General features: G+C 61.7%; 12 protein-coding genes and 1 pseudogene. 5 read left to right on the top strand and 8 right to left on the bottom strand.

Features of this window, described 5'->3' with window-relative positions:
• Positions 1–6 precede the first annotated feature (6 nt).
• The 6 genes from leuD to AWB68_RS16785 all read right to left on the bottom strand — a co-directional run bounded on the left by leuD (position 7) and on the right by AWB68_RS16785 (position 5,421).
• Positions 7–657: a 3-isopropylmalate dehydratase small subunit gene (gene leuD / locus AWB68_RS16810; protein ID WP_087645477.1), complete on the bottom strand. Its 651-nt coding sequence runs from the start codon at positions 655–657 to the stop codon at positions 7–9.
• 41 nt (positions 658–698) lie between these two features.
• On the bottom strand, positions 699–821 hold the full coding sequence (locus AWB68_RS16805; RefSeq protein ID WP_125482954.1) for an entericidin A/B family lipoprotein: 123 nt from the start codon (positions 819–821) through the stop codon (positions 699–701).
• Between the two features lie 23 nt (positions 822–844).
• Entirely contained in the window at positions 845–2,254 is a 1,410-nt protein-coding gene (gene leuC, locus AWB68_RS16800) for a 3-isopropylmalate dehydratase large subunit (protein WP_087645475.1), read from the bottom strand.
• A gap of 271 nt (positions 2,255–2,525) precedes the next feature.
• Positions 2,526–3,827: a citrate synthase gene (locus AWB68_RS16795; protein WP_087645498.1), complete on the bottom strand. Its 1,302-nt coding sequence runs from the start codon at positions 3,825–3,827 to the stop codon at positions 2,526–2,528.
• A gap of 121 nt (positions 3,828–3,948) precedes the next feature.
• The gene (locus tag AWB68_RS16790; RefSeq protein WP_235028374.1) at positions 3,949–4,251 is read right to left on the bottom strand and encodes a hypothetical protein; all 303 of its coding nucleotides are present in this window, start codon (positions 4,249–4,251) and stop codon (positions 3,949–3,951) included.
• A 285-nt stretch (positions 4,252–4,536) separates the two neighbouring features.
• On the bottom strand, positions 4,537–5,421 hold the full coding sequence (locus AWB68_RS16785) for a LysR family transcriptional regulator (RefSeq protein ID WP_087645473.1): 885 nt from the start codon (positions 5,419–5,421) through the stop codon (positions 4,537–4,539).
• A gap of 151 nt (positions 5,422–5,572) precedes the next feature.
• Here AWB68_RS16785 and AWB68_RS16780 point away from each other — a divergent pair, with 151 nt between their 5' ends.
• Positions 5,573–6,604, top strand: a complete 1,032-nt coding sequence (locus tag AWB68_RS16780; RefSeq protein WP_200828717.1) for an NAD(P)H-quinone oxidoreductase — start codon at positions 5,573–5,575, stop codon at positions 6,602–6,604.
• 308 nt (positions 6,605–6,912) lie between these two features.
• Positions 6,913–7,983 (top strand): hypothetical protein, encoded by a 1,071-nt coding sequence (locus AWB68_RS16775; protein ID WP_087645472.1) that lies wholly within the window; start codon positions 6,913–6,915, stop codon positions 7,981–7,983.
• A gap of 55 nt (positions 7,984–8,038) precedes the next feature.
• Here the strand turns inward: AWB68_RS16775 and AWB68_RS16770 are convergent, their stop codons facing one another.
• Together AWB68_RS16770 and AWB68_RS16765 are read right to left on the bottom strand one after the other, a co-directional pair.
• On the bottom strand, positions 8,039–8,680 hold the full coding sequence (locus tag AWB68_RS16770; protein ID WP_087645471.1) for a response regulator: 642 nt from the start codon (positions 8,678–8,680) through the stop codon (positions 8,039–8,041).
• Positions 8,670–9,968 (bottom strand): MEDS domain-containing protein, encoded by a 1,299-nt coding sequence (locus AWB68_RS16765; RefSeq protein ID WP_087645470.1) that lies wholly within the window; start codon positions 9,966–9,968, stop codon positions 8,670–8,672. Before AWB68_RS16765 ends, AWB68_RS16770 begins: the two co-directional genes overlap by 11 nt.
• Positions 9,969–10,306: 338 nt before the next feature.
• Here AWB68_RS16765 and AWB68_RS16760 point away from each other — a divergent pair, with 338 nt between their 5' ends.
• From AWB68_RS16760 to AWB68_RS16750, 3 genes and pseudogenes are all read left to right on the top strand, one after another.
• A complete protein-coding gene (locus tag AWB68_RS16760) occupies positions 10,307–10,552 on the top strand; it encodes a hypothetical protein (RefSeq protein WP_087645469.1) in 246 nt (81 codons plus the stop codon).
• A 249-nt stretch (positions 10,553–10,801) separates the two neighbouring features.
• Entirely contained in the window at positions 10,802–11,371 is a 570-nt protein-coding gene (locus AWB68_RS16755; protein ID WP_087645468.1) for a phasin family protein, read from the top strand.
• 33 nt (positions 11,372–11,404) lie between these two features.
• A pseudogene (locus tag AWB68_RS16750) lies at positions 11,405–11,512 on the top strand (SDR family oxidoreductase); the annotation flags it as partial.
• Between the last annotated feature and the right edge of the window lie 26 nt (positions 11,513–11,538).

The raw sequence follows: 11,538 nt of genomic DNA, 5'->3' as shown, positions 1-11,538 counted from the left end.
TGAGTCTTACCCGACGAGCCGGTTGTTCAGCCACGGCTGCTTCGCGAGGCGCTCGGCTTCGAACTGGCGAATCTTGTCCGCGTGACGCAGCGTGAGGCCGATGTCGTCGAAACCGTTCAGCAGGCAGAATTTGCGGAAACCCGGCACTTCGAACGGGTACTCCGTACCGTCGCCGGTGCGCACGACCTGGCGCTCCAGATCGACCGTCAACGAGTAGCCGACGAACGCGTACGTCTCGTTGAACAGCTTGTCGACTTGCTGCTCCGTCAGCACGATCGGCAGCAGGCCGTTCTTGAAGCAGTTGTTGTAGAAGATGTCGGCGAAACTCGGGGCGATGATCGCGCGGAAACCGTATTGGTCGAGCGCCCACGGCGCGTGCTCGCGCGAACTGCCACAGCCGAAATTCTTGCGCGTGAGCAGGATCGACGCGCCTTTGTAGCGGTCCTGGTTCAGCACGAAATCCGGGTTCAGCGGACGCTTGGAGTTTTCCTGACCCGGCTCGCCGCGGTCGAGGTAACGCCATTCGTCGAACGCATTCGGCCCGAAGCCCGTGCGCTTGATCGACTTCAGGAACTGCTTCGGAATGATCGCGTCCGTATCGACGTTTTCGCGATCCAGCGGCGCCACGAGGCCGCTGTGAACAATGAATTTTTCCATGACGCTCTACCGGTTTGGTGTTGGAAGTAGCCGCGAAGTGCTTACTTCGACGCCTTGTTGCTGATCGAATTGCCGAGATGCTGCATGTCCTCGCCGAAGCCGTGGACCGTATTGCACCCCGCCAGAACGAAGAGCGATGCCAATAACAATGCGATGCGCTTCATCTCTCGCTGTCCCCGCCGCGACGTCATGCGAGCCTGCGGATATCGACGAAATGCCCTTCGATCGCCGCAGCCGCCGCCATCGCCGGGCTTACGAGGTGCGTGCGTCCGCCCGCGCCCTGACGCCCTTCGAAATTGCGATTCGAAGTAGACGCGCAACGCTCGCCGGGCTCCAGCCGGTCGGCGTTCATCGCGAGACACATCGAGCAGCCCGGCTCGCGCCATTCGAAGCCGGCGTCGGTGAAGACCTTGTCGAGACCTTCGCGCTCGGCTTGCGCCTTCACCAGCCCCGAGCCGGGCACGACCATCGCGAGCCGGATGTTCGGCGCGACGCGGCGCCCCAGCGTCTTCACGACGTAGGCGGCCGCGCGCAAATCTTCGATACGTGCATTCGTGCACGAGCCGATGAAGATCTTGTCCGGCCTGATCGATTCGATCGGCGTGTTCGGCTGCAACGCCATGTATCGCAGCGCGCGTTCCAAGGCATCGCGCTTGACCGGGTCTTTTTCGCGCTCGGGATCGGGCACGCGGCCGTCGATGGAGGTGACCATTTCCGGCGACGTGCCCCACGACACTTGCGGCACGATTTCGGCGGCGTTGAGTTCGACCACGCGATCGAACGTCGCATCCGGGTCGGACGTGAACGTGCGCCAGTATTCGGCGGCCTGCTGGAATTCAGCGCCCTGCGGCGAATACGGACGATCCTTCAGGTAATTGATCGTGGTGTCGTCGACGGCGACCATGCCGGCGCGCGCGCCCGCTTCGATCGCCATGTTGCACACCGTCATGCGGCCTTCCATCGACAGCGCGCGGATTGTCGAGCCGCCGAATTCGATCGCGTAGCCCGTGCCGCCGGCCGTGCCGATCTTGCCGATGATGGCGAGCACGATGTCCTTCGCGGTGCAGCCGCGCGGCAACTGGCCTTCCACCTTCACCAGCATGTTCTTGCTCTTCTTCTGCAGCAGCGTTTGCGTGGCGAGCACGTGCTCGACCTCGGACGTGCCGATGCCGTGCGCGAGCGCGCCGAACGCGCCGTGCGTGGACGTGTGCGAGTCGCCGCAGACGATCGTCATGCCCGGCAGCGTCGCGCCCTGCTCCGGCCCGATGATGTGCACGATGCCCTGGCGCAGGTCGTTCATCTTGAACTGCGTGATGCCGAAAGAATCGCAGTTCGCGTCGAGCGTATCGACCTGCAGCTTCGAGATCGGGTCTGCGATGCCGTGCGAGCGGTCGGTGGTCGGCACGTTGTGATCGGACACCGCCAGGTTCGCGCTGATGCGCCACACCGGGCGCTCGGCCAGCTTCAGCCCTTCGAACGCCTGCGGGCTCGTCACTTCATGCAGCAGGTGACGATCGATATAGAGGATGGAGGTGCCATCTTCCTCGGTGTGGATCACGTGCGAATTCCACAGTTTGTCGTAGAGAGTCTGTGACATGGTGAGCGCTTGAGTAGTGACTGCGGGGACTGTTCTAGGTGTCAGCCGATTATGCCACGCAGCAGGCGCGCGTGATCCGCCCGGGAGGGTAAAAACCGATAAAAAACAGGGAGTTGGCTGGTAGTTGCGCTACCTGTATCGACGCTACCCGGATGCGTACTGGCAGAGGCGAAAGCGCGCCGGTCGGGACGGCGAACGTGTCGGACGGAGTCGAGGCATGAAAAAACCCCGGCGAGCCGGGGTTTTTAAATGACGCATCGAACGAAGACGCTCAGCGCTTTTCGATCGGCTTGACCTTGCGCGCGACCTCGCCGATGAACAACTGGCGCGGACGGCCGATCTTCTGTTCCGGATCGGCGATCATCTCGTTCCACTGCGCGATCCAGCCGACTGTGCGCGCCATCGCGAAGATGCACGTGAACATCGACGTCGGAATGCCCAGCGCGCGCTGCACGATACCCGAGTAGAAGTCGACGTTCGGGTACAGCTTGCGCGACACGAAGTATTCGTCTTCCAGCGCGATCTTTTCCAGTTCCATCGCGAGCTTGAAGAGCGGGTCGTCGTGCAGGCCGAGTTCTTCCAGCACTTCGTGACACGTTTCGCGCATCAGCTTCGCGCGCGGATCGTAGTTCTTGTAGACGCGGTGACCGAAGCCCATCAGCTTCACGCCCGAATTCTTGTCCTTCACCTGCCTGATGAACTCGGGGATGTTCTCGACCGAGCCGATCTCTTCCAGCATGTCGAGTGCGGCTTCGTTCGCGCCGCCGTGCGCCGGGCCCCACAGGCAGGCGATACCGGCCGCGATGCACGCAAACGGATTCGCACCCGACGAACCCGCCAGACGCACTGTCGACGTCGACGCGTTCTGCTCGTGGTCCGCATGCAGGATCAGGATGCGGTCGAGCGCGCGGACCAGTACGTCGTTCACCTCGTACTCTTCGCACGGGTTCGAGAACATCATGCGCATGAAGTTCGCGCTGTACGACAGGTCGTTCTTCGGATAGACGAACGGCTGGCCGATGCTGTACTTGTACGCCATCGCAACCAGCGTCGGCAGTTTGGCGATCATGCGGATCGCCGACACTTCGCGGTGGCGCGGGTCGCTGATGTCGAGCGAGTCGTGATAGAACGCCGACAGCGCGCCGACCGCCGCCGTGAGCACCGCCATCGGGTGCGCGTCACGACGGAAGCCGCGGAAGAAGAAATGCATCTGCTCGTGCACCATCGTGTGGCGCGTGACGAGGTGCACGAATTCCTTGTTCTGCGCTTCGGTCGGCAATTCGCCGTTCAGCAGCAAGTAGCAGGTTTCGAGGAAGTCGGCGTTGGTCGCGAGTTCTTCGATCGGGTAGCCGCGATAAAGCAATTCGCCCTTGTCGCCATCGATATAGGTGATGGCGGAATCGCACGCCGCCGTCGACATGAAGCCCGGGTCATACGTGAACTTGCCGGTCTGACCGTATAACTTGCGGATGTCGATTACGTCCGGTCCCATCGTGCCCTTGTAGACGGGCATTTCGACGCTGGGTGAGTTGTCACTGAAAGAAAGCGTTGCTTTGATCGTTGACTGCTGCATGTTGGTGAGTTCCATAAGACTTGGTGATTTGCTCGATGGTTTCGCTAGTTCTCAATCCGGGTTGGCGTTGCAGCGCGTCTGCAAGCCTGGCGGGAATCTCGCGACGCGGCGCCGCTCGCGTTCAGATGCGGAATTCGGCCTGCGTAATGACGATCAGCCTGCCCGACGCATCCTTTGCGCGGCGCGCCACGACTTTCTTGATCGCGGGTTGTCCGAAGGCGAAGGCTTCACGCCGGGAAACGACGTGATCGATGCCGGCGGCAGCGCCTAACGCATGTTCCGTCAGGATGCAACTGACCGTGACGCCATCAACGATCGCATCGAAGCATATCGGGCCTTCGTCTACATAAATGCTCTCAATGTGTGGAAACAGAATGTTCACTTCAACCTCGATAGATGAAGCAGCGCCGACAGGCGCTGCCAAGACTGTCTTTTGTATCGCCGGCACACGCGCACGTCGAATCACCCATGCAGACTACATTGAGGTTTCGAACAAGACCCCTCCCTCGACGGGAGGGACAGGGAAAACGAGGGGGCCGGCCGGCAGTGGGGTGTCGAGCGCGTGATTGCAAAGGGAAATGATCTGCAACGGCCACGCGCTGCGGCTGCTTGAAGGGGCGGGACCGCCGTTCAATAGCATTGGCGCTTCGCCAGCGGCAGCTTTCTTTGCCATGGCTCAGTGCGTGCAACCGTCCACGAGGCGGCGTGACTATGGTGTATGCGCTGTGTGATCTTCGAATGCGGAGACGACGCTGTTGATCATCGCTGCGATGCGCGCGGTATGCCGAAGATCCTGATGCGTGACGAGCCAGATTTCGTAGACCGCCCCACGTGCGGGTTCCGGCCATATCTGCACGAGGCCGTCGTGTTCGGCCAGATGTATCGGAAGCTCACCGATGCCGATGCCGGCCTTTACCGCGGTACGCAGCATGAGGCTGGAATTGAAGGTCGATACGATGCGCCCCGCGTGTGTCGGTTCGCCAGCAAGAGTCGGCGATCGATTGCCGGTCCAGTTTCCCTGATAGACGACAAGATCGTGACCCGCGAATGCGGAGCCGGCGGCAGGCTTGCCGTGCAGTTCGAGATAAGCCTTCGATGCAAAGAGCGCCATGGGCCAGCGAGCCAGACGCCGCGCGACAAGATCGGGATTATCCGGCCTGACCGACCGGACCGCGATGTCCGCTTCACGCTTTGCCAGATTGAGCATGCGCGTCGACGTGTCCAGCAGGATGCGCACGTCCGGGTGCGCGGCATGCAGGCGCTCGATGGCCGGCAGCAGGAATTCAAGCGCCAGCGAGTCGGTGCTGGTGACTCTCACGTCTCCCGCAAGCCGTGTATCCGTACCTTGAGTTCGTCTGACGAGTTCGTGCGCGGACTGTTCCATTTTCTCCGCCGATCGCAGCGCAGCCTCGCCTGCGGCGGTCAACGCGTACCCCTCGGAGGTGCGCAGGAAGAGCGTTGCGCGCAGGGCGTGCTCCAGTGCCGCAATCCGTCTGCCGACCGTCGCCTGATCGAGATTCAGCGTTCTCGCCGCCCCACGGAGCGTTTTTTCGCGCTCCACCGCGAGAAACACTCGCGCGTCATCCCAGTTCATCGTGCCGTCCTCCTGATGCAAATTTGCATCCCAGGGTGGGAATAATGCTGCGTTTATTCATCAATGTCGATGCCTATACTGAGCGCAAGAGTTCCTCGTTCAACGGTCCGCCCGGATCAGTCGAGCCTCATCCATAGAAGGAGTGGTATCCATGTCTGCTTCAACTTTTCGTGTGCCGTCGTCCATGACGGCCATTGAGATCAAACAGCCCGGCGGTCCGGAAGTCCTGGTGCCGACTACGCGCCCGGTGCCGATGCCCGCCGCCGACCAGGTTCTGATTCGCATCCATGCGGCTGCTGTGAACGGCCCGGATGTTTTCCAGCGCAAAGGGCTATATGATCCGCCCCCCGGCGCTTCCGACATTCCAGGGCTGGAAGTGGCGGGTCAAGTGGTGGCCGTTGGCGCAGACGTGACCCAATTCCGGATCGGCGAACTGGTGTGTGCATTGATTCCTGGTGGTGGCTACGCGGAATACGCAGCCGCGCACGCCTGCAACACGATGCATATTCCCAAAGGCCTGACGTTGGTAGAAGCGGGGGCCATGCCCGAAACGTTCATGACGGTATGGCTGAACCTGTTCCAGCGCGGCAAGCTGATTGCCGGCGAATCGGTGTTGATCCATGGCGGCGCGTCAGGTATCGGTACCACGGCGACCATGCTGGCGAAGGCATTCGGCGCCGCGAAAATCATCACGACAGTTGGCTCGCAGGCGCATCGGGAGGCCAGCCTGGCGCTGGGCGCAGACGTCGCGATCGACTACCGCGAGAACGATTTCGTCGCCGAAACGAAGCGGTCTACCGATGGAAGAGGCGTCGACGTGATCCTCGACATCATTGCCGGCGACTACGTAGCCAGAAACTACGACGCCGCAGCCATGGACGGACGGATCCTCCAGGTCGGCGTGATCAAGGGGCCGGCGAAGGATCTCGACATCGTGCCGATGTTGACGAAGCGTCTGACGCACATGGGCTCGACATTGCGATCGCGCACATCCGCGGACAAGGCGACCATCCTCAATGAACTGGAGCGGCTGGTCTGGCCGCATATCGAGAGCGGCAAGATCAAGCCGGTCGTCTACAAGACCTTTGCGCTTGCCGACGCTCGCGGCGCTCACGAACTGATCGATTCCGGCACGCACTTTGGAAAGATTGTCCTTACGACAGGTGCCGATCTCATTGGCTGAAGCGCTGAAGGCTGGATTGCCGGCAAGTTGCAGGTGGAAGGCCGCTTGCCGGTATCGCGGTGGTCGTCATCAAAAGCGCTATTTCCCGCTGGGCTTCGAACGAGCCTCACGCGTTAAAAAAGCCGGCCATTCATGTGCGACGTAGGGCCATAACACGCTGACACACTGGACTACCGTTCGATATCGATGCGCGTTCCCTCGCGCCGCCCGCCAAAACACTGGTTCCAACTGACGAAAGCGCTTTTGGCCGACGGCTGGCGTCTATGCTTGATTGGCGCATTCGCACATTATGAGCAAGGAGGCGCGTCATGAAACCCGCGCTATGTGTCGCCGTCGCCAGCATGATTTTCGGGGTCCAGCTGGCGCACGCCACCTGCCCCAACGACGCTGTCTTTCTCACTCTCGGTGATCAGATTCGCGGTTACTCCTTGCGCGCCAACGGAGCGACCGAGCCCTGCCAGGTGCTGCAAGGGCCGCTCACCACCCTCATGACCGCTGGGGCGATGGTGTTCGACAAGAACGATTCCTTTCATGTTGCCCAGTTTCTATCCAACAGTACGGTCGACATCTTTCCGCAGAACGCCGAGGGCAATCAGGCGCCCAGTCGCTCGTTCATGTTGACGATGACAAATGATCTGCTCAGCATCGCGGTGGATTCCCACTTGAACGACTTCGTCATGACCGTTCGCCCCTCGGAGGCGGGGGTGCTGGTCGCTCGCGCCAACAGCTCTGGGCCTTTACCCAATCCGATTCGCATTGCTGATCCGAATATCAACCAGTACGTGAGCGTTGCCATTGATAAGGACGACAATCTGCTGATTGCGGGTTATGACATACGGGGCGCGGTGATCATCGACACGCTGGGCACGAGCCGGAGCATTACCTCCCCGCCGCTTCTGCGCAGCCTCACGGGTAGCAAAACCGGCCTGTTGCCGGGGGGCGTAGGCTTCGCAAGGAACGACATGACGATCGCTGTCGATCCTCGTACGGACGAATTGTTCGTCTACAACGCGACCACGGACCTGACGCAGATCCAGGTGAGCGTTTTCGCCGCCAACGCGAACGGCGACGCGCCGCCGGTACGGACAATCAGCGGTCCAGCCACGGGCATCACTGGCCCGAGCTTGCAGGGAGACAAGATCGCCATTTCCGCGGACGGGCGGCTCCTCGTTGCCGAGCCGAACCTGCACATTCTCGCGTTCGCGCCGGGAGCAAGGGGCAATGTGGCGCCGTCTCAAGTCATCGCTGATTCCACTGCCGGTCCAGCCACACAGGGAGGGATCGCGGTCCGGTCGGCAGAAGGCGGGCAACATGATGAAAACGAATGCGCAAGGAAACGGACGAAGGGTGGCGAATGGACGAAAGCGTGGACGAATTGATTCCGCAAGCGGTTAAGACGGCGCCTGCCATCGATGATCGCTTCGGCGGAAGCGCTTAAAGCAGCAGTCCCTGTTCGAGCGCATACCGCGTCAGTTCCGCGTTGCTCTTGAGTTGCAACTTCTGGCAAATGCGTGACCGGTACGTGGTTACCGTGTTGGGACTCAAGTGAAGCGTCTTTGCAATCGCAGCGAGGCTATCGCCGGACACGAGAAGCTTCAGGACTTCGAGCTCACGGTCAGACAGGGCTTCGTGCGACGTCGCGGGACTGCCGCCGACGTTGCACGCAAACTGCTCGGCAAGCGCGGGGCTGATGTACTTGCCGCCAGCCACCGCCTTGCGGATCGCGCCCACGAGCGTCCCGGTGGGGCTGTTCTTGGTCAGGTAGCCGGCTGCGCCGTGTTTGAGCGCACGCACGGCATAGATTTCTTCCGAATACATGCTGAGCATGAGCACCGGCAGATCGGGCTTCTTGGCGCGCATCAGTTTCAGCAGATCGAGTCCGCTGCGGTCCGGCAGCGCGATGTCGACCAGGGCGACGTTGAAGTCCTGTCGCTGAATGAGATCGAGCGCCTCTTGCGCCGTCTCCGCCTCGCCTGTGACCTCGATGTCGCTCGCCGTGCCGAGCATGAGTCGCACACCGTTGCGCACGACAGTGTGATCGTCCACCAGGAGGACGCTGATCGAGTCATTCGTCATTGACGTGTTCCAGAGGCAAGCGCAAAACGACGGCCGTACCGCACCCGGTGATACCCGTGATCTTGATCTCGCCGCCGACATGGCGTGCGCGCTCCTGCATGCCCGCGATGCCCCACGAGACGCCGTTGAAAACGTCCGCGGCTTCCAGACCCTTGCCGTCGTCGGCGACCTCGACGATGAGCGCCTCTTCGTCGAGCAGCACACGCACGGTGATCTGCGATGCCCCTGCGTGCCGGATCGCATTCGTCAACGCTTCCTGAACGATCCGGAACAACACGATGCTCGTTTCGCCTGGCAGCGTCATCGCGGCGACTGGCGGGTCGATCGTCACCAGGCAACTCAGGCCGGTTTGCTTTTCGATCTGCCCCGCGTACCACTCCAGCGCGATCCAGATGCCGAGTTCATCCAGCACGCTGGGACGCAGGTCCGTGATGACTCTGCGCACCGTCTCGATGGCGGTATCGGCGAGAACCGAGGCGTCCGCAAGTTGCGGGTCGACGGGGCGTCCTTCCGTGGTGGCGCGGTCGATGGCAACCGAGACGTATGCCTTGATGCCGGTGAGCACGCTTCCGAGTTCGTCGTGGATTTCGCGCGCGATGCGCTTGCGTTCATCCTCGCGAATCCGCTCCTGATGCGCGGCGAGCTTGCTGAGCGCAATCTCCGTCTGCTTGCGTCTTGCGACCTCGTATTCGAGCGCCTTCGCTTTTTGCTGCAACAGCGCGGTCGCGCGATGGAACGGGTCGGAGTCCGGCGCGACGTTTTCATAGGCTTCGGACGCGCATACATGCGAGTGAGCGGCGGAGATGCGATGAAATGCCCGCGATTCTTCCTCGCCCTGAAAGAGATCCATCGGATAGGCGCACAGCAGTGAGAAGTCGTGGTCCCGCGCCAGATCGTTCCAGAGTTCCTCGAGACGGACCGCGGCTTGCGCCTTGCCGGCCGCGCAGAGCAGCGCCACCATCTCGCCGAAGGCGCGAACGCGCAACGCGCCGTTGCGGGACGCCCGGCGGATCACCGATCCGATGACGTCGGCGAATCGTTCGGCATCGGGCCAGCCGTCGACCATGAAGCTGGCGAGCGTCTTTTCTGCGTCGAGCGAAATGAACCGGACCTCGGAGTCGGACACGACCGAGTCGGTGTTTACCCGACTCGCGATGGCCGCCCGATGGGCCTCGCTGGCGATCACGATCGCGCTTTCACCGGCGCTCAGCGCCGCGTTGACGAAGCGGGAGACCTTTTCGTAAAGAAACGACTCGCTTTCATAAAACTGGACAGCATGTTTGCACATCGGATGCTCCGCGCTGTTCGGTCGCCTTGATTCTAGCAAGGCTGAGGATACTTCTTTCGTGCGCCTTCGGGCGCCGCGCCCAACGTGGGTTAGCGGAGGGCAGCGGCCTCTCCGGCCTCATACGGGATGTTTCACGGGCGCTGCTTCAATCGCCGATGTATGGAATCCCCTACAAGATTCGTCTGCAATTCTTGATGGTGGTGCGCGTACGCTCTGTCAAGATAGACCGGGCGACGAGGATTTGCCTGCCCCGCGCCACAGCATTCTCACAGAGCAGTTTACTGATGCGAGCGTACCCCTATCCCGAGTGCGGCAAAAACCCATAACGACGAGACGAAATGCTGACTCCCCATGAATTCGCGACGTTGATGCTGGTCAGGGAAGGGCCGGATCAGATCGACCCCGGTCGGGCCGAACTCGACACGCTGATCGAGCGGCACTTCGTCGCGATGGCACGGCTCGAATCCGGCCGTCAACAACCACAGCTCACCGACGACGGCGAGACCGTACTCAGGGCGGTAGCGGGCGCCGACGGTGCATGCGCGCCGGGCGTCCGTTCGTTCGGCGCGAAACGCCGGGCTTGATCCTGCGACTGGCTCGCGGCGGAGTCGCCGGGTCGATACGCCACGTAGCGTCGCCTTACGGTCAACCGCTCATGCCGTCTTCGCGGCTCCGCGGATGCTGCAAGTTGTAGCCTTTCGGGCGCTCGCGGATCGATGCGTGCCAGCGTATCGATAACTCATCGATCCGATCTCGTGCATCTCGTCATCTCGTGCAGCAAGGCGCCGCAGGAGGTTGTTCCTGCGCCGGATCAAGTTTCCAGGAGTTCCATGATGAACACGTTACGCCCCGAACAAATTTCCGCCGCGCAGAAGGCCGGTGTCGACAGCTTTTTCAACCTGACGAACATGCTTTTCAAAGGGCTCGAAAAAGTGATCGAACTGAACTTGCAGACGGCAAGGGCGGCGCTCGCCGAGACTTCGGCGAACACCGCCAGGATCATGCTGGCAAAGGACCCCAACGAATGGTGCGCGGTTCAGGCCACTTTCGCCGGGCCCTACGCCGAGCAGGTCCAGTCATACGGCCGACACCTTCTGGAGATCGCATCGTCCGCTCAGGCGGAATTTCTGCAGCTCGCACAGGCCCGTTACGAAGAGCATAACCGGCGGGTACAGAAGCTCGTCGACGACGTGACCAAATCCGCACCAGCAGGCTCCGAGGCGATGATCGCTGCCTGGAAGTCGGCGATCACCTCTTCGGCCACCCTGTCCGAATCGCTGCAACGGACCGCGCAGCAGACCGCCGGAATCGCGGAAAGCAGCCTGAAGGTTTTGACTGAGGCGGGCTCGAAAGTCGCCGCGCCTCGAACGAACCGGCAAGTGCCCGGGGCAACGACGCACTAAGGCGCGAAGGAGCAAGCAGGCGGCGCGTGATGCGGCCAGCCCGACCAGGTCGCCGCGCTCGTCGTCTATCTCTGTTCGCCCGTGGCGGGCTTCGTCACCGGCGCGAACATTGCGATCAATGGTGGCCAGCACCTGCAGTGAGGGGGCGCGGGCCTGCATCGGGGAGA

This window comes from Caballeronia choica (assembly GCF_001544535.1).
GTDB classification, from domain to species: Bacteria; Pseudomonadota; Gammaproteobacteria; order Burkholderiales; family Burkholderiaceae; genus Caballeronia; species Caballeronia choica.
The sequence above is the reverse complement of the archived record's forward strand: the minus strand, read 5'-3'. Positions and strand labels throughout refer to the sequence as shown.